Below are 17,977 nucleotides of genomic sequence, written 5' to 3' on the forward strand. Positions count from 1 at the left end.
CAAATTACAGCAGGCCAGCCTGAGTCATCAGGTCGATCACTTTCTTGCTATTAAGCGAAGATGGCTCGACTTTCGGCGCATCCAGCTCTTTCAGCGGCGTCAGTTTCGGGTTAGAGGCGGCATTCAGACCCACCGCATATTCGAAGGCGTTATTGGTGCGCAGCTCATCCTGACCCTGCTTGCCGGTGATCCATTTAATAAAGGCCTGCGCCTGTTCTTTATGTTTGCTGGAAGCCAGCACGCCGCCGCCGGAGATGCTGACGAACGCACCCGGATCCTGGTTTTTAAAGTAGTACAGCTTGGTGTTTTTGCTGTTTTCGCCGGTTTTCGCCTGGTCAACAAAGCGGTAGTAGTGATAGATCACCCCGCCGTCGATCTGCCCGGCGTTGACCGCTTTCATCACGGTGCTGTTGCCTTTGTAGGCCACGAAGTTGGTTTTCATCGCCTTCAGCCATTCCAGGGTCGCTTTTTCGCCCTTCAGCGCCAGCATCGCGCTCACGATCGCCTGGAAGTCAGCGCCCGACGGAGAAGCGGCCCAGCGCCCTTTCCATTCAGGTTTCGCCAGATCCATCAGCGAGTGCGGCAACTGTGATTCGCTGATTTTCGCCGGGTTATAGACGAAGACGGTGCTGCGGGCGGCAATGCCCACCCAGCGGCCGTGCTCAGGACGGAACTGCGGCGCCACTTGCGCTAAGGTTGCGGCATCCAGCGGCGCGAACAGTTTGGCATTATCGACCAACACCATCGACGGCGAGTTTTCTGTCAGGAAAACATCCGCCGGCGAGGCGGAACCTTCCTGCACCAGTTGATTGCCCAGTTCGCTATCGTCGCCATTGCGCAGCGTGACTTTAATACCGGTCTCTTTGCTAAAGCCATCGACCCAGGATTTCACCAGGTTTTCGTGCTGCGCGTTATAGACCACAATGCCGTCACTATTGTCTGCGGCCATAACCTGCGGGGCGGTGAACAGAGCCGAAGCAGCGAACATCGCCGCGCAATACGCCGATAAACGGAAATTCATAAGCTAATCCTTAGTATGAGTCGTTGAAAAGCCGTGAAGAAAGCGGGCTGGCACGGATTAAATCACAGAGGAATGTGAATGATAATGAAAACAATTACCATCTTTTTAAAAAAGTGGAAAAAACCACTAATCAGGTTTTACTAATGACAAAATGCTTAATTAAAACAATGGTGAAAACAAACATTAAGACAACCTTAAGTCCGTTATCTTTTTTATTCTTCGGGTTTAAAAGCATGATCAATGTCGCATTATGCAAGCTGCTATCATATGAATTAAAAATGCCACCATCGTGATTAATAGTGAAAATTCTTTTATTTTATGAACATCTAAAAAAGCATATTTTTATTTTCTGAGTCGCACGAGATCTATTTCCCGCTACGCGCCAGTTCTTCCTGACCGACACCGATCTGGTTCACAAAACCGGCAATCTTGCCACCGCCCTTACCACCCCGGATAGCCGCGACGGCCGGTGTTTGCCACACGCAATCATCACCCCTACCAATAATTATGAATGAGAATGATCTTGATAATCATTCTCAATATCACATATCATTCTGCGCCAGCAGCAGGATACGAAGAAAATACTACTAAAAAACCGAAAACGGACATTTTATGTTTAAGGAAAACCTTTTTAACACTCTGGTATTGGGATGCGTGCTGTTACTGAGCGCCTGCCACAGCACGATACGCCCGCACTCCTTCGCCGAGGACCGCACGTGGCTGGAGAAGGCGAGCATTCGTGATGCTGCCAGCGGCCAACCGCTGACGGCGCAGAAGCTGCTGGCCCGGTTGGCTCAGGCGCCGCTGGTCATCGTAGGCGAAGAACATACCAACGTGCAGCATCATCAGATTGAGCGCTGGCTACTGCAGAACCTTAACGCTGCGCGCCCGCAGGGCAGCGTCCTGATGGAGATGATCGATTTAAGCCAGCAGGATGCGGTCAACCGGGTCAAGCAGGCCAGCCTCAGCGGCACCGCTATCAGCGCCACCCGCGCGGCGGAAACGCTGCGCTGGAACCCCGGTTGGCCGTGGGATCTCTATCGCGACGTGGTGATGACCGCACTGGAAGCCCCCTATCCGCTGCTGGCCGCGAATCTCAGCCGCGAGCAGGTGAGCAAAATTTATCAACGTCCGACATTCCCCAACGGCGAGCATTCCTCTCGCCCGCAGGTACACGAATCGCTGTCGGCGATCATCTATCTGATGCATGACGGGCAGATCAGCGGCGAACAGGTCACCGCGATGCTTGCCATCCAGCAGCAGCGCGACCGGTTGATGGCCACGCAGATGAAAAACGCCCCGCGCCCGGCGCTGCTGATTGCCGGCGGTTATCATGCGGCAAAAGATATCGGCGTACCGCTGCATCTCGCCGATTTGCAGGCGGAAAAACCGCTGGTGCTGATACTGACCACCGACGGTACCACCCTGACGGCGAAGCAGGCTGATTACATCTGGTCGGTAGCGGCGGCAAAATGAATACCACGCTCTCTGCGCCATTGATACTGCCGCGCCCCCGCTGGTTTGGGGGAACGACCGCCAGCGTGCTTTGCCATCTGGCGCTGGCTGTGCCTTTTATCATTCACTTCGCCTCGCCGCCCGATGCCGCGCCCCCTGCGGCAGTGATGGTGGAATATGCGCCGGAACTTGAAGTCTCGTTTATTCATCCCGATCTGCCCCCCGGCGTGACCCAGCAGCGTAAGGTCGAGGCGATGAGCGAACAGGAAACCTCGGCGCTAAAAGACGCGCCTAAGCTGCTGGTTCACGATGATGCGCAATTAAAGCTGGCAGCGACAAAACCCGAGCCGCGGCGGAAGAAGAAAACCGAGATTAAAAAGCAGTCTCGTCGCCAGCAACAAGAGGAGAAAGGTAATTCGACCACTACCAGCCTCGCTGCGCCGCCGGTGCAGGCCGCGCTGACTCAGCGCACCGCGGCGCCGCTGGATAGCGACGCCGCGCGCCTGAGTCAGAATAAGATCCGTTGGGAATCGCTGGTGAAGGGCAAAATCAATAAGATGCGCAATTATCCGGACGACGCGCGCCGCCGCAAGCGTACCGGCACCGTCACCATTACCTTCAGCGTGAACGAACGCGGCGAGATACTGCAATCGCAACTGGTGAATTCTTCCGGCACCCATTCACTGGACCGCGCCGCGCTACTGGCGCTGGAGAATGCGCGCCCGCTGCCGCCGCCACCTAAAGAACTGCTGCGCAATGGCATAAATAAAGTCACGCTGCCGGTGGAGTTCAGCTTATTAAAAATATAAATCCAGGGTTCCCTGTTATTTATTCAGGCAATCTGGACGTTATTTATAACGGTCACTGACCACTAATGATTTTTTATTTTGGGCAATGTGTCATCGCACTTAGCAATAAGCGCGATGCACGCTGCTGCCCTTTTTGTGCGTTAAATATTTATTACCTCAGGATTTGATTATGGAAAAATCACAAATAATTACGGGGCTCGTTACCGGGCTACTTATCGTCAACGGCCAGGCTTTTGCCGCCGAAAGCGAGGGGGAATCGGTCTTCTCCCCAATCACCGTTACCGATAACCCGCTGGCGGACAACGCAGGCCAGGTCGGCTCTTCTGAGGAGAGCTATACCCGCCCTGGCGCCTACAGTTCGCGAACCTTAAATAAGAATCTGCAAAGCCTCGACGCCTCGCTGCGCAGCATGGCGGGCACCTACACGCAAATCGACCCGCTGCAGGGCACCATCAGCGTCAACATCCGCGGGATGAACGGGCTGGGACGCGTGAACACCATGGTCGATGGCGTCACCCAGACCTTCTTCGGCATGGCCCCGGCCAACTATCACGGCGGCGCAAACACCGCCGCCGGGGTTCCGCTCGATCCGAACTTCCTCGCCGAGGTTGACGTTACCCGCGGTAATAGCGCAGGTTCCCAGGGCGTCAATGCGCTGGCGGGCAGCGCGAACCTGCGCACCATCGGCGTCGACGACGTGTTAAAACCGGGGCATCAGGCCGGCCTGCTGTCGCGTTTTTCAGTCGGCGATAACGGTCTTGGCCGCACCGGCATGGTGGCGGTGGCGGGAAAAACCGACACCTTCGATAACGGCGGCGGCCTCGGCGCGCTGCTTGGCATCAGCGGCACCCGCACCTATGCGACCTATAAAAACGGCAGCGGCCGCAGCAGCGAAGATTTTATCGGCGAGGATAATAAATATCTGCGTCAGGAACCGCGCTCCCAGCTATATAAAGTCAACTTCAACATCGATCAATTCAACCGCTTCGAGTTTTCCGGTCGTAATTACCGCAACAGTTTTACCCGTCGCGATATTAGCAGCGACGACTACTACCTGCGCTATAACTACGCGCCGCTCAATGAACTGGTCGAGTTCAACGTATTAGCCAGTACCAGCCGCGGCAACCAGTCGTATAAACCGGAGTCGCTGTACAACTTTAACGACTCTTCGACGACCAATAAATCCAACGCGCTGGATATTAGTAACACCAGCCGTTTTCGTCTCACCGACGATGTGTATGCCGCTTTGCAGTTTGGCGGCAAATTGATGGACACCCGCTACTCCCGCCGCTTCGTGCAGGATACCGAGACCGACCATAACGCCTTTGCTCCGGCCGGTAAGCAGAAGATCGCTTCGCTGTATAGCGGGCTATCGCTAAACAAAGATATTTATCAACTCGATCTTAACCTCAACTACACCCGCAGCCGGGTACAGGGGCATAAACCAGCCTGTTCGGATGACGAAAAATGCTTCCCGCAGGGGGCCACCGATCTGAACGTGAAAGATAATGGTTTTAACCCGTCGGCAACGTTCTCCGCCCAGATAACGCCATGGCTGCAGCCATTCGTCAGCTGGAGCCGTTCATCACGCGCGCCGAACGTGCAGGAAGTATTTTTCGCCAACGAGGGCGGCGCATCGATGAACCCGTTCCTTAAACCGGAAAAGGCGGAAACCTGGGAAGCCGGTTTTAACGTTATCAAAAAAGGGTTGTTGAGCAACGAGGATAGCCTGCATCTCAAAGCCCTGACCTACCGCTCACGGATTAAAGATTACATCACCAGTGAATCCTTCTTCCTGTGCAGCAACGGCGAGCTTTGCCAGAATATCAACGATGCCTCGTCCGGCTTTAACGCCAATATTTCCACTAATATCACCTCGCCGGTCACCACCGAAGGCTATGAGATTGAAGCCGGGTATGACATCGGCTTTGCCTACGCGAACCTGTCGTGGAGCAAGCAGCACACCGATCAGCCAACCTCCATCGCCAGTACCGTTTACAGCTTCGCCTATAGCGATCTGAGCGATCTGCCGAGCAGCTACGCCACTCTCGACGTCGGCGGACGCCTGTTTGACCGCAAGCTCACCGTTGGCAGTCTGGTGAAATTCACCGGCAAATCAAAGCGTTTGAGTACCGAAGGGATCAGCACCGACAGCAACACGGTACCCAAAGAGAGCATGCCGAATATCCCAACCATCATCGACCTCTACAGCAGTTGGCAGATGACCGATAACGTGCTGCTGCGTTTTAGCGTGCAAAACGTCACTAATCGCGACTACTCCGAGGCGCTCAACCGCATGAACCAGAGCCTTGATAACGCCAAAGAGGGGGCGTCAGTCAACACCACCGCGCGTGGACGGACCTATATCTTCGGCGGCGAAATCCAGTTTTAAGTCAACCACCTCTGAGCACAGGAAATCATCATGAACTACCGTAACATTGCAACACTGTCCGGCGCGCTGCTGCTCGCCGCGCTGCTGCCGCAACAGGCCTTCGCCATCGATCCGCCGCAGCGGGAAGCGTCGCGTTTCGCGATGAAAACCAATTACCTGCAGGAAGCCAATGAAGGCGTGTACGAACTGGCATTCGATAGCGGCGACAATCTGCTTTTCGCCGCCGCCACGGACCGGGTTAACCGCGCGGCCAATAAAGGCTACTTATATGTCTTTAATCCGGCAACGCTGCAGATTATTCAGCGCTACAATATGCCCTGGCGCGCCTTTTCGCTGGCGATGAATCAGCCAGCGCGGGCGCTGTATGTGGGCCACACCCAGGCAGCCACGCTGCGTATTAGCCTGTTTGACGCCGCCAGCGGTAAAATCACGCACACCAGCCAGCGCCTGAGCTTTGCCACCGACGGCGCCGCGGATTCGCGCTTCGAACATCTGCGCCATATGGTTTACGGCAGCGCCGCCGACACCTTGTTCGTCAGCTACAGCCATATGCAGAAAACCAAAGACGGCATGCGTCCGCTGCACAAACTGCTAATGCTCGACGGCAGCACGCTGCAGCTTAAAGGTGAAGTCAAAGGAGCCTACCGCGGTACCGCCTACGGCCTGACGCTGGATGAAAAAACGCAAAAGATCTACGTTGGCGGCCGCGACTATATCAACGAGATCGATGCTAAAACGCAGCAGGTATTACGCACTATTCCTCTTAACGCGCCGCAGCTGGCCAGCGCGCAAAACCTGATCGTCGATTCTGCTTCCGGGCGCATCTTCGTGGTCGCCTTCGATCACGACGATCGCAGCGGCCCGCACGACGGCCTGTATATTTTCGATCTGAAAGACGGCAAATCGTTGGGCTACGTCCGCACCGGCATCGGCGCCAATGCGGTGCGCTACAATCCAAAATATAACGAGCTGTACGTCAGCAACTTCACCAGCGGTACCATTAGCGTCGTCGATGGCAAAACCTGGCGCGTGACAAAGGAATTCCGCACGCCGGTGTATCCTAACCAGATGGTGCTGTCGCCGGATATGGATACGCTGTACGTCGGCATTAAAGAAGGGTTCAATCGCGACTGGGATCCGGAGGTATTTGTCGACGGGGCAAAAGAGCGCATTCTGCGCATTGATTTAAGCAAATCGTAAATAGCCTAACCACCTGCCCGCCAGGTGGTTATTCACTCTGGCATCAACCGTCGTGGGCCAGCTTCGCGCGCAGGCGCTTAATCGCCTGACTGTGCAACTGGCTGACGCGTGACTCCCCAACCTCCAGTACCGCGCCGATCTCTTTAAGATTCAGCTCTTCCTGATAGTAGAGGGTAAGAACCATTTTTTCGCGATCCGGCAACGCTTCGATGGCATCAATCACCCGCTGGCGCAGGCTACCTTCCAGCAGGTAGTGCAGCGGATTCGCCTCTTCATGGCCTTCCAGCAGCCGTTCGGCATTTTCACCCTGCTCTTCGCGCCATTCGTCGTAGGAGAACAGCTGGCTGTTGTTGGTATCGAGCAGGATTTGTCGATACTCGGCAAGCGTCATATTCAGCGCCTGCGCGAGTTCGCTTTCGCTGGCCGGGCGACCCAGATGCTGCTCCAGCTTCTGCATCGCCTGCGCGACTTCGCGGGCGTTGCGCCGCACGCTACGCGGCACCCAGTCACGGCTGCGCAGTTCATCAAGCATCGCGCCACGGATGCGCTGTACCGCATAGGTCGTAAAGGCGGTTCCCTGTAGAGAATCGTAACGCTCAATGGCGTTCAATAATCCTATCCCCCCGGCCTGCAGCAGGTCGTCGAGCTCGACGCTGGCGGGCAGCCTGACCTGCAGGCGCAACGCCTCGTGCCGCACTAACGGAACGTAGCGCAGCCAGAGAGAATTTTTGTCCATCACGCCTTCGGCGGTATACAAATCGCTCACTATTTCTTGAACCTACGGATAAGAGAGTCAGCGCTATTATGCGGAGGGAGGAAAAAGCCAATCGACGGAAAAACCGCATAAAACAGTCTTTATTTACGACATGCTTTATCACGCCGCCGTTTTCGTGCCGGGCAGCGAGTTGACAGCAAAACCCCGCCGAAGCGGGGTTGAGGATGCGACAGTAATCGACAGAGACGATTAACGCAGCAGGGACAGCACGTTCTGAGTAGACTGGTTAGCCTGCGCCAGCACGGAGGTGCCCGCCTGTTGCAGGATGTTGGCGCGGCTCATGTTGGACACTTCAGTCGCGTAGTCGGCGTCCTGGATACGGGACTGGGAAGCAGACAGGTTGTTCACGGTGCTGTTCAGGTTGTTGATAACAGAATCGAAACGGTTCTGTACCGCACCCAGAGAGGAGCGCAGTTGATCAACCTGGGACAGGGCTTTGTCTAATACTTCCAGGGGTTTTTCAGTTTTAACTTCTGTAGACAGCTGTTCACCTTTAGTTACCTTACCCGTTGTTTCATCAACGGTTGCTTTAAAGTAAGCCTCCTTACCATCAGCATCTTTACCTTGAACTACATAGCCATTTGGCTGGCCTTTGTCATCTTTGATAGATTGCAGTTTTTCACCTGTCTCCAAACCTGTGAGTGGTGTAGTACCCACCGTTGTTGAGGTAACTGCCTTCAAATCTGCTGGTTCAACTCCAACTACATCACTTGAATTGCTTGAATCAAAGGTAAATTCACCATTTGTACCGAGGGTACCCTTCACCCATTCCGAATCGTCTGTTTTGATATAGTGATTGCTACCGGATGAATAAACTATACCATCTACTGACGTTTTTTTAGACGTTGCGTCATCTTCAGCAATTGTTGGCGCCCCCTTCTTATCAAAGGAAGTAATTTCAGTATCAATCGATTTGGTATCAAAACCATTTGCCACATTGAACTTATCTAATCCAAGTGAACCCGCATCAATTTTTCCCAAATCAATATCGATAGTTTCTCCATCGTTAGCACCAACCTGGATAGTCAGCTTATTCTGCTCACCACTCAGCACTTTCACACCGTTGAAATCAGTCTGTTCGGAGATACGGTTGATTTCAGCCAGACGCTGGGTGATTTCGTCCTGGATGGACTGCAGGTCGCTGGAGGAGTTAGAACCGTTCTGCGCCTGTACGGTCAGACGACGGATGTTCTGCAGGTTGTCGTTGACTTCGTTCAGCGCGCCTTCGGTGGTCTGCGCCAGGGAGATACCGTCGTTGGCGTTACGGGAAGCCTGAGTTAGGCCCTTGATGTTAGCGGTGAAACGGTTGGAGATCGCCTGACCCGCGGCATCGTCCTTGGCGCTGTTGATGCGCAGACCAGAAGACAGACGCTCAATCGCCGTGCCCAGGGAAGACTGGGATTTGTTCAGGTTGTTTTGCGCCATCAGCGACAGGCTGTTGGTATTAATTACTTGTGCCATTATTTGCATTCCTTACGAGTCAGTTGCGTTCTGTGCAACGTGGTTAAAAGGTTCGGGCTTGCTTGCCCACGGCGTCAACCACCGTCCCCTCTGGTATCGACCCTTCCCTTGCAACCTTTAGCCATTTTTTTAAAATTTTTTACCGCCGCGGCAATGGCGAAAATAACGCACTTTTTCCCGCTTCTATTACGCCATCGACTTTTTGATTTTTTCGGTAAACTTTTTCTCCGTTGGGCCGATAACGCAAAAAGCGAATAACGTCATTAGTAAGGAGAAACACCAATGGCATCGATCAGTTCCTTAGGCATCGGCTCAGGACTCGACCTCAACGGTTTACTGGACAAACTCAGCAAGGCGGAACAACAACGTCTGACGCCGTATACCACTCAGCAAACCAGCTACAAAGCACAGCTAACGGCCTATGGCACGTTAAAAAGCTCGCTGGAAAAATTCGATAACCTGAGTAAGGACCTGGCCAAGCCGGAGTTTTTCAATAGCACCACCGCCACTAAGCACGATCAGTTCACCATCACCACCACCGATAAAGCCGTGCCGGGCAACTATAGCGTCGAGGTGCAAAAGCTGGCGCAGCCGCAGACGCTGACCACCCAGGAGACGATTACCGACCAACAAGAGAAACTGGGCACCGCCGGCAACAGCAACCGTTCAATTACCCTCACCGCCGGCAATCCGCCGAAAGAGACCACTATTCCGCTGAGCGATGACCAAACCTCGTTGCTGGAGATGCGTGACGCGATCAACGGCGCCAAAGCCGGGGTCACCGCCAGCATCATGCGCGTCGGAGACAATGACTATCAGTTGGCGCTCAGCTCGACCACCAGCGGCGAGAAAAGCACTATCTCGGTACAGGTCAACAACGACAATAAGCTCGGCGCTATCCTTAACTACGACAGCGCCAGCAATAGCGGGGCAATGAAGCAAACGGTCGCTGGCCAGGATGCGGAAATCACCGTGAACGGCACTAAAATCAAACGCAGTACCAACTCGATTGCCGATGCGTTGCAGGGCGTCACCCTCGATTTGAAAACCACCACCAAAGCCGGTGAGCCGCAGAATCTGGTGATCGGCATCGATAAAAGCGGTACCGCCGATAAGATTAAATCCTGGGTCGATAGCTACAACTCGCTGCTCGATACCTTCGGCTCGCTGACCAAATATACCCCGGTAAAAACCGGCGAGGCGCAAAGCGCGAACAATGGCGCGCTACTTGGCGACAACACCTTGCGCGGCGTTCAGTCATCGATCAAAAGCGCGCTCAGCGCCGCCCAGGACAACCCGGAGCTGAAAGGTCTTGGCAATCTGGGTATCTCCACCAATACCAAAACCGGCAAGCTGGAAATCGACAGCACAAAACTCAACAAAGCGCTTGATGAGAAGCCGGATCAGGTGGCCAATTTCTTCGCTGGTAACGGTAAAGACACCGGTATGGCCACCGAAATCCATAATGAAATCCAGAACTATATTAAAGCGGGCGGCATCATCGAGAACTCGACCAAAAGCATCAACACCAATCTCGATCGCCTCAACCTGCAAATTGACACCGTTTCCGACAGCATTCAAAACACGATCGATCGCTATAAACAACAATTTGTTCAACTGGATACCATGATGTCCAAGCTGAGCAGTACGGGTAACTACTTACAACAGCAGTTCTCGTCCCAGTAACTCTCAATCAGGTAATGAAACAACATGTATAACCGTAGCGGCACGCAAGCCTACGCACAGGTCAGTCTGGAAAGCAGCGCCATCAGCGCCAGCCCGCACCAGTTAATCGTAATGTTGTTCGACGGGGCGTTAAACGCCCTGCTTCGCGCACGCATCCTGATGAATCAGGGCGATATTGCCGGAAAAGGCCAGGCGCTGTCGAAAGCGATCAACATCATCGACAACGGGCTGAAAAGCGGTCTCGACCACCAGCAGGGCGGAGAAATCGCCGATAATCTGGCGGCGCTGTACGATTATATGAAGCGACGACTGATGCAGGCCAATCTGCATAACGACGAAGCGGCGATCGTCGAAGTGGTCAAGCTGCTGGAGAATATCGCCGATGCCTGGCGCCAGATCGGCCCCCACTATCAACCTGCGCAGGGTACACTGTGATGGAACGCCAACAGCAACTTTTAGCCGCCTATCATCAGATCCATACCCTGAGCAGTGAGATGATTGCCCTGGCGCGCGCCGGGCAATGGGAAGCGCTGGTCGAAATGCAATTCATCTATGTGACGGCGGTCGAGAAAACCGCCGAGTTCACCGGCAAAGCGGGGCCATCGCTGGCCCTGCAGGAGATGCTGAACGTCAGGCTCAAGCAGATTATCGACAACGAAAGCGAACTAAAATTGCTGTTGCAACAGCGGATGGAAGAGTTGAAAACGCTGATCGGTCAATCCACCCGCCAGAACGCGGTCAACCACGCTTATGGTCAGTTCGACGATCGCTCGCTACTGCTGGGTCAATTACCGACAGATAATGTCATTGCCATGAAGGGCGAAAGCGAAGAATTACAATAAAACCCGCGTTCAGCGAGTAAGCAACGCAATATCGACCGCCGTCTGATATTCAGGCCACGAAGCGCAGGATAGGTCTCGCCAGGGCAATGCAGCATGTTGCCTGGTAAGCTCTCCGCCGTTTGGTTTACTGCCCCTCGCGTTACCCTACCGCCCCGCCTTCATCCTCCCAGCGACAGACCATGTGGTATAGCTCCCGCTCGTCGTTTTCATCTTCAAATAGGCTCACCACCACCTCCAGACACTCATTCGACACGATCTAAGTGTAGTTGCTGGCATGAAGGGAGTTCAGAACAATTGTGTGGGTATATCTAGCAAGAGAGCAGAACGATATTTACTCGTTATTTTGCCGCCAGGTTTCATTAAACATCGCGGCGACAACAAAAACCAGAACAGCAAAAAATACAACGGTCTGGAGCCACAGCATAACGCCTCCGCAGAACAGAATTTGCGCGGATTATTGACGACAACACAGAAAAGCGATAGTGAATTGCTATCCAAATTTAAATTAACGTGTATTCCCAATAGAACAAAGAGAACATGCCATTCACCTGACGAGGAGACAGGTCATACCCGGGGCGATGTACGTACTATGACAACGCCATGGTCACAGCCACCGTTATGGTTCCCCAAAATACCAATAAAAAAACAAAGATTCCGATCCACACCTTGCGTCGTAATTGATGGTCTACTTTTTCGGACATGACCTATTCCAGGTTAGTTATATTTTCGCAAAACCATACATTTTGTGCAGACATGAGTCAGATCGTTTGTATCGATCAATAAATCGATATTGATCTGTATACCCTATTAATTGTAATGATATTTGCTTATCTACTATTCCCGGGCCAAAGAATTGAATGAACATCACCTGGCAGAGGGGATTTTGGTCAATATGTTGTGTTGGTTTTGACGATACTGGGTGCGCAGGCAGAACCGCCAGCATCAAACATGGCGGTTAGGGTAGAAATGGTACGGTGGGACTTGGGGCTAAACAGCCATGTTCATAATATCCTGATACGCGGCCACCAGTTTATTGCGCACCTGCACGCCCATTTGCAGCGAGACCGAGGATTTCTGCAAGTCGACCATCACATCATTCAGGCTGATGCCCGGCACGCCCAGCTCGAAATTCTGCGCCTGCGCGCGCGCGGTCTGCTGGGTATCACTGATTTTTCCCAGCGCGGCGGTCAATTCGCTGGCGAAGCTCACGCCTGACGGCGCGGCGTTCTGCCCGCTTTTCCCCGCCTGAATTGCCATCGACTGCATCTGCTGCAGCACGCCTTCAATACCCTGAATCGCCATCTTTTTCTCAACCCTGTCGTGTTCGCCAGGCGCAATTTCGCCCTGTACTTCTCCAATGCTGCACACCCTATCACAGCGATTTTTGCTTAAAGCAGTTAATTAGCCGCAAAAAACCCGGCTTATCGGGCAATCAGAATCATCTGATAAGGCGAATAATGGCCTGCCCAGAAATGGGAGCGCCGCTATTGAGAAAAGATGTGTATCAGGGAGTCTGTTTTGTCACATAACGCTATCCATACCGTTCGTCAGCACGCCATCGCGCGCCGCCGCCTGAACGCCAGCGAAGGATACCGCCTACCATGAGTGCCTCGTTATCCGCCGGTGAAGGCCGCGACAACGGCCTGCAGGCCATCTGGAGCCGTCTGCGCGCCAATCCAAAAATTCCTCTGCTGGTCGCCGCCTCCGCCGCGATCGCTATTATCGTCGCGCTGCTGCTATGGGCGAAAAGCCCGGATTACCGCGTGCTGTACAGCAATCTGAATGATCGCGACGGCGGCGCTATCGTCACCCAACTGACGCAGATGAATATCCCCTACCGCTTCGCCGAGAACGGCGCGGCGCTGATGATTCCTGCGGATAAAGTGCATGAAACCCGCCTGCGTCTGGCGCAGCAGGGGCTACCAAAAGGCGGCGCCGTCGGTTTCGAACTGCTGGACCAGGAAAAATTCGGCATCAGTCAGTTCAGCGAACAGATTAACTATCAGCGCGCCCTCGAAGGCGAACTGTCGCGCACCATTGAGTCGTTAGGTCCGGTGCAGAACGCCCGTGTGCATCTGGCGCTGCCGAAGCCGTCGCTGTTCGTCCGCGAGCAAAAATCCCCTTCCGCTTCGGTGACCCTGACGCTCCAGCCGGGCCGCGCGCTGGATGATGGCCAGATCAACGCCATCGTCTATATGGTCTCAAGCAGCGTCGCCGGTTTACCGGCAGGTAACGTCACCGTCGTCGATCAGGCCGGACGTCTGTTAACCCAGTCCGACGGCACTGGCCGCGATCTCAACGCCTCACAGCTGAAATACGCCAGTGAAGTAGAAAGTGGCTACCAGCGGCGGATTGAAACAATTCTTGCGCCGGTCGTCGGCAGCGCCAACGTGCGCGCTCAGGTTACCGCGCAGATCGACTTCGCCTCCCGCGAGCAGACCGACGAGCAGTATCAGCCGAATCAGCAGCCGGACAAAGCGGCGATCCGTTCACAGCAGACCAGCAGCAACGAGCAAATCGGCGGCCCGCAGGTCGGCGGCGTTCCGGGGGCGCTATCCAACCAGCCGAGCGCGCCAGCTAGCGCACCGATTGAAACCGCCAAACCGGCGGCCAACAACGCCAATACGGCGACGAATACCCGCAGCACGGCGGCCAACAGCGGCCCGCTGAGCACCCGCCGCGACGCCACCACCAACTATGAGCTCGATCGCACCATCCGCCATACCCAGCAGAAAGCCGGAACGGTGGAACGCCTGTCGGTCGCCGTGGTGGTGAACTACAGCGCCAGCGCCGATGGCAAAGCGCAACCGATGAGCAAAGAACAGCTGGCGCAGATTGAAGCGCTGGTGCGTGAAGCAATGGGCTACTCCAGCACCCGCGGCGATAGCCTGCAGGTGGTCAATACGCCATTTACCGACAACCAGATGACTGGCGGCGAACTGCCGTTCTGGCAGAGCCAGACGTTTATCGATTTGCTGATCGAACTGGGCCGCTATCTGCTGGTACTGCTGGTCGGCTGGGTGCTGTGGCGCAAGCTGGTTAAGCCACAGCTACAACAGCGTCAGGCCGCACAGCGCGCCGCTGTCGCCGCCGCCAGCGCGCCATCCGTCAAGCCGGGCGACAGCCATAAACCGAGTAATGAAGAGCTGGCGCTGCGCCGTAAATCGCAGCAGCGCGTCAGCGCAGAAGTCCAGAGCCAACGGATCCGTGAACTGGCGGATAAAGATCCGCGCGTGGTCGCTCTGGTAATCCGCCAATGGATGAGTAACGAACTATGAGCCTGACCGGAACCGATAAAAGCGCCATTTTACTGATGACGCTGGGGGAAGACCGCGCGGCGGAAGTGCTCAAGCACCTCTCCTCCCGTGAAGTCCAGTTGTTGAGCGGCACTATGGCTGGCATGAGCCAGGTGTCGCATAAACAGCTCGGTGAAATCTTGTCCGAGTTTGAAGACGACGCCGAGCAGTTCGCGGCGCTGAGCGTCAACGCCAGCGACTACCTGCGTTCGGTGCTGGTCAAAGCGCTCGGTGAAGAGCGCGCCGCCAGCCTGCTGGAGGATATTCTCGAATCTCGCGAAACGACCTCCGGGATGGAAACGCTCAACTTTATGGAACCGCAGAGCGCCGCCGATCTGATCCGCGACGAACATCCGCAAATCATCGCCACGATTCTGGTGCACCTCAAACGCGGCCAGGCGGCGGATATTCTGGCGCAGTTCGACGAACGCCTGCGCAACGACGTGATGCTGCGTATCGCCACTTTCGGCGGCGTGCAGCCAGCGGCGCTGGCGGAACTGACCGAAGTGCTCAACAACCTGCTCGACGGCCAGAACCTCAAACGCAGCAAAATGGGCGGGGTACGTACCGCCGCCGAAATTATCAACCTGATGAAAACCCAGCAGGAAGAGGCAGTCATCGACGCAATGCGCGAATACGACGGCGAACTGGCGCAGAAGATCATCGACGAGATGTTCCTGTTCGAAAACCTGGTGGAAGTCGACGATCGCAGTATCCAACGCCTGTTGCAGGAAGTGGATGGCGAATCGCTGCTGATTGCCCTGAAAGGCGCCGAGCAACCCTTGCGCGAGAAGTTCCTCAAAAACATGTCGCAACGCGCCGCCGACATTTTGCGCGACGATCTTGCCAACCGCGGGCCGGTGCGCATGTCGCAGGTGGAAAACGAACAGAAAGCGATCCTGCTGGTGGTAAGGCGGCTGGCGGAGAGCGGCGAAATGATTATCGGCGGCGGCGAGGACACCTATGTCTGATCGCATGAATACCCTGCCCTGGCAGCCGTGGTCGCTCAACGACCTCGGCGAACCACGACCGGCTTTTGAACCGCCGCTGCCGACTCTGGATAACGACGCGCTACAGCCTGACGCCCAGGCTGAACTGCAACAACAACTTGCCGACCAGCGCCTGCAGGCCGAGCAGCAGGGCCAGCAGTCAGGCTATGCCGACGGCCAGCAAAAAGGTTATGAGGCAGGATTTCAGCACGGGCTGGAAGAAGGCCGCCAGCAGGGATTACTGGAGGCGCAACAACAGCAACAGCCGTTGACCGCCCACTGGCAGCAACTGGTTGACGAATTTCAGCACACCCTCGATGCGCTCGACTCGGTGATCGCTTCGCGCCTGATGCAGTTGGCGCTAACCGCCGCAAAGCAGGTGCTCGGCCAACCGCCGGTTTGCGACGGCACCGCCCTGCTCGCACAGATTCAACAGCTGATCCAGCAAGAACCGATGTTCAACGGTAAACCGCAGTTGCGCGTGCATCCACTGGATTACCCGCGCGTCGAGCAGCAATTGGGTACCACCCTCAGCCTGCATGGCTGGAGGCTGCTGGCGGATGGAGATCTACACCCCGGCGGCTGTAAGGTTAGCGCTGAGGAAGGCGATCTCGATGCCAGCCTCGCCACCCGCTGGCACGAACTGTGCCGCCTCGCCGCACCGGGAGATCTGTGATGACCGCCCGTCTCGGCCGCTGGCTGAATTCGCTTGAGACGCTGGAACAGCGTATCGCCCGTACGCCGACCGTGCGTCGCTATGGCCGCCTGACCCGCGCCACCGGGCTGGTGCTGGAAGCCACTGGCCTGCAACTGCCGCTCGGCGCGACCTGCCTTATCGAACGCGACGGCAGCGGCGGTATGCAGGAGGTGGAAAGCGAAGTGGTCGGCTTTAACGATCAGCGGCTGTACCTGATGCCGCTGGAAGAAGTCGAAGGCATCGTGCCGGGAGCGCGGGTTTACGCCCGCAGCGCCCCGGAAAGCCAGCATATGGGCAAACAGTTGCCGCTGGGACCGGCCCTGTTAGGTCGGGTGCTCGATGGCGGCGCCAAACCGCTCGACGGCCTGCCTGCGCCGGAAACCGGCTATCGTGCGCCGCTGATGACTGCGCCGTTCAACCCGCTGCAGCGTACGCCGATCGAACAGGTGCTGGACGTCGGCGTGCGTACCATCAACGGCCTACTAACCGTTGGCCGCGGCCAGCGTATGGGGCTGTTCGCCGGATCCGGCGTCGGGAAAAGCGTACTGCTCGGCATGATGGCTCGCTACACCCAGGCGGATGTGATTGTCGTCGGCCTGATTGGCGAACGCGGTCGCGAAGTCAAAGACTTCATCGAGAATATTCTCGGCGCCGAGGGCCGCGCGCGTTCGGTGGTGATTGCCGCCCCGGCGGACGTCTCGCCGCTGCTACGCATGCAGGGAGCCGCCTATGCCACCCGTATCGCCGAAGATTTTCGCGATCGCGGCCAGCACGTACTGTTGATCATGGACTCCCTCACCCGTTATGCGATGGCGCAGCGTGAAATCGCGCTGGCGATTGGCGAACCGCCAGCCACCAAAGGTTATCCGCCCTCGGTCTTCGCCAAACTGCCCGCGCTGGTCGAACGCGCAGGCAATGGTATCAGCGGCGGCGGCTCCATCACCGCCTTTTATACCGTCCTGACCGAAGGCGACGACCAGCAGGACCCGATCGCCGATTCGGCGCGTGCGATCCTCGACGGCCACGTAGTGCTCTCCAGACGGTTGGCGGAAGCCGGTCACTATCCGGCCATCGATATTGAAGCCTCGATTAGCCGCGCCATGACCTCGCTTATCGACGACGAACACTATCGCCGGGTACGCCACTTTAAGCAGATGCTGGCCAGCTTCCAACGCAACCGCGATTTGATTAGCGTCGGCGCCTATGCCGCTGGCAGCGATCCGCTGCTGGATAAAGCCATCACGCAGTATCCGCACATGGAGGCCTACCTGCAGCAGGGAATTTTCGAGCGCTGCGGCTACGACGAAGCCTGTCAGCAGCTACAGCAGTTGATTGTTTAACGCCATCGGAGACG

Annotated in this window: 15 protein-coding genes; 11 read left to right on the forward strand and 4 right to left on the reverse strand. The window is 55.8% G+C overall.

The genetic code is table 11. From position 1 onward, the window contains the following. Nucleotides 1-4: 4 nt before the first annotated feature. Nucleotides 5-988, reverse strand: coding sequence for an iron ABC transporter substrate-binding protein (locus PYR66_14625; protein ID WEF30460.1), 984 nt, complete (start codon nucleotides 986-988; stop codon nucleotides 5-7). A 645-nt stretch (nucleotides 989-1,633) separates the two neighbouring features. Between PYR66_14625 and PYR66_14630 the strand changes: the two genes are divergently transcribed. The 4 genes from PYR66_14630 to PYR66_14645 all read left to right on the forward strand — a co-directional run bounded on the left by PYR66_14630 (nucleotide 1,634) and on the right by PYR66_14645 (nucleotide 6,877). After that, on the forward strand, nucleotides 1,634-2,497 hold the full coding sequence (locus PYR66_14630) for a ChaN family lipoprotein (GenBank protein ID WEF26559.1): 864 nt from the start codon (nucleotides 1,634-1,636) through the stop codon (nucleotides 2,495-2,497). Then, a complete protein-coding gene (locus PYR66_14635) occupies nucleotides 2,494-3,285 on the forward strand; it encodes an energy transducer TonB (protein WEF26560.1) in 792 nt (263 codons plus the stop codon). The genes PYR66_14630 and PYR66_14635 overlap by 4 nt, the downstream gene beginning before the upstream one ends. A gap of 169 nt (nucleotides 3,286-3,454) precedes the next feature. Beyond that, a complete protein-coding gene (locus tag PYR66_14640; protein WEF26561.1) occupies nucleotides 3,455-5,677 on the forward strand; it encodes a TonB-dependent receptor in 2,223 nt (740 codons plus the stop codon). Between the two features lie 30 nt (nucleotides 5,678-5,707). Next, complete coding sequence (locus PYR66_14645; protein WEF26562.1) at nucleotides 5,708-6,877, forward strand: YncE family protein; 1,170 nt, start codon at nucleotides 5,708-5,710, stop codon at nucleotides 6,875-6,877. A 43-nt stretch (nucleotides 6,878-6,920) separates the two neighbouring features. Here the strand turns inward: PYR66_14645 and PYR66_14650 are convergent, their stop codons facing one another. Together PYR66_14650 and PYR66_14655 are read right to left on the reverse strand one after the other, a co-directional pair. Beyond that, a complete protein-coding gene (locus tag PYR66_14650; GenBank protein ID WEF26563.1) occupies nucleotides 6,921-7,643 on the reverse strand; it encodes an RNA polymerase sigma factor FliA in 723 nt (240 codons plus the stop codon). Between the two features lie 198 nt (nucleotides 7,644-7,841). Beyond that, nucleotides 7,842-9,113, reverse strand: a complete 1,272-nt coding sequence (locus tag PYR66_14655) for a FliC/FljB family flagellin (protein ID WEF26564.1) — start codon at nucleotides 9,111-9,113, stop codon at nucleotides 7,842-7,844. A 282-nt stretch (nucleotides 9,114-9,395) separates the two neighbouring features. On the opposite strand from PYR66_14655, the gene fliD reads away from it, so the two are divergent. From fliD to fliT, 3 genes are read left to right on the forward strand one after another with little or no spacing between them, the layout of a single operon-like run. Beyond that, nucleotides 9,396-10,799 carry a flagellar filament capping protein FliD gene (gene fliD, locus PYR66_14660; GenBank protein ID WEF26565.1) on the forward strand — a complete coding sequence of 468 codons (1,404 nt, stop codon included), beginning with the start codon at nucleotides 9,396-9,398 and terminating at the stop codon, nucleotides 10,797-10,799. Between the two features lie 24 nt (nucleotides 10,800-10,823). Continuing rightward, nucleotides 10,824-11,234 (forward strand): flagellar export chaperone FliS, encoded by a 411-nt coding sequence (gene fliS, locus PYR66_14665; protein ID WEF26566.1) that lies wholly within the window; start codon nucleotides 10,824-10,826, stop codon nucleotides 11,232-11,234. Beyond that, nucleotides 11,234-11,641, forward strand: coding sequence for a flagella biosynthesis regulatory protein FliT (gene fliT, locus PYR66_14670; protein ID WEF30461.1), 408 nt, complete (start codon nucleotides 11,234-11,236; stop codon nucleotides 11,639-11,641). The genes fliS and fliT overlap by 1 nt, the downstream gene beginning before the upstream one ends. A 987-nt stretch (nucleotides 11,642-12,628) precedes the next feature. On the opposite strand, the gene fliE is transcribed toward fliT, so the two are convergent. Continuing rightward, nucleotides 12,629-12,943 (reverse strand): flagellar hook-basal body complex protein FliE, encoded by a 315-nt coding sequence (fliE, locus tag PYR66_14675; protein ID WEF30462.1) that lies wholly within the window; start codon nucleotides 12,941-12,943, stop codon nucleotides 12,629-12,631. A gap of 299 nt (nucleotides 12,944-13,242) precedes the next feature. On the opposite strand from fliE, the gene fliF reads away from it, so the two are divergent. Genes fliF through fliI form a run of 4 tightly spaced genes read left to right on the forward strand, consistent with a single transcriptional unit; the run spans nucleotide 13,243 to nucleotide 17,963 of the window. Next, nucleotides 13,243-14,919: a flagellar basal-body MS-ring/collar protein FliF gene (fliF, locus tag PYR66_14680; GenBank protein WEF26567.1), complete on the forward strand. Its 1,677-nt coding sequence runs from the start codon at nucleotides 13,243-13,245 to the stop codon at nucleotides 14,917-14,919. After that, nucleotides 14,916-15,908, forward strand: a complete 993-nt coding sequence (gene fliG / locus PYR66_14685) for a flagellar motor switch protein FliG (GenBank protein WEF26568.1) — start codon at nucleotides 14,916-14,918, stop codon at nucleotides 15,906-15,908. Before fliF ends, fliG begins: the two co-directional genes overlap by 4 nt. Next, nucleotides 15,901-16,602, forward strand: a complete 702-nt coding sequence (gene fliH, locus PYR66_14690) for a flagellar assembly protein FliH (protein ID WEF26569.1) — start codon at nucleotides 15,901-15,903, stop codon at nucleotides 16,600-16,602. The genes fliG and fliH overlap by 8 nt, the downstream gene beginning before the upstream one ends. Beyond that, nucleotides 16,602-17,963: a flagellar protein export ATPase FliI gene (fliI, locus tag PYR66_14695; GenBank protein WEF26570.1), complete on the forward strand. Its 1,362-nt coding sequence runs from the start codon at nucleotides 16,602-16,604 to the stop codon at nucleotides 17,961-17,963. Before fliH ends, fliI begins: the two co-directional genes overlap by 1 nt. Nucleotides 17,964-17,977: the final 14 nt, after the last annotated feature.

This window comes from Klebsiella aerogenes, from assembly GCA_029027985.1.
Taxonomy (GTDB): Bacteria; Pseudomonadota; Gammaproteobacteria; order Enterobacterales; family Enterobacteriaceae; genus Klebsiella; species Klebsiella aerogenes_A.

Coding starts and splice junctions, on each gene's coding strand:
- PYR66_14625 (WEF30460.1), bottom strand. CDS start 988: ATGTTCGCTGCTTCGGCTCTGTTCACCGCCCCGCAGGTTATGGCCGCA.
- PYR66_14630 (WEF26559.1), top strand. CDS start 1,634: ATGTTTAAGGAAAACCTTTTTAACACTCTGGTATTGGGATGCGTGCTG.
- PYR66_14635 (WEF26560.1), top strand. CDS start 2,494: ATGAATACCACGCTCTCTGCGCCATTGATACTGCCGCGCCCCCGCTGG.
- PYR66_14640 (WEF26561.1), top strand. CDS start 3,455: ATGGAAAAATCACAAATAATTACGGGGCTCGTTACCGGGCTACTTATC.
- PYR66_14645 (WEF26562.1), top strand. CDS start 5,708: ATGAACTACCGTAACATTGCAACACTGTCCGGCGCGCTGCTGCTCGCC.
- PYR66_14655 (WEF26564.1), bottom strand. CDS start 9,113: ATGGCACAAGTAATTAATACCAACAGCCTGTCGCTGATGGCGCAAAAC.
- fliD (WEF26565.1), top strand. CDS start 9,396: ATGGCATCGATCAGTTCCTTAGGCATCGGCTCAGGACTCGACCTCAAC.
- fliS (WEF26566.1), top strand. CDS start 10,824: ATGTATAACCGTAGCGGCACGCAAGCCTACGCACAGGTCAGTCTGGAA.
- fliT (WEF30461.1), top strand. CDS start 11,234: ATGGAACGCCAACAGCAACTTTTAGCCGCCTATCATCAGATCCATACC.
- fliE (WEF30462.1), bottom strand. CDS start 12,943: ATGGCGATTCAGGGTATTGAAGGCGTGCTGCAGCAGATGCAGTCGATG.
- fliF (WEF26567.1), top strand. CDS start 13,243: ATGAGTGCCTCGTTATCCGCCGGTGAAGGCCGCGACAACGGCCTGCAG.
- fliG (WEF26568.1), top strand. CDS start 14,916: ATGAGCCTGACCGGAACCGATAAAAGCGCCATTTTACTGATGACGCTG.
- fliH (WEF26569.1), top strand. CDS start 15,901: ATGTCTGATCGCATGAATACCCTGCCCTGGCAGCCGTGGTCGCTCAAC.
- fliI (WEF26570.1), top strand. CDS start 16,602: ATGACCGCCCGTCTCGGCCGCTGGCTGAATTCGCTTGAGACGCTGGAA.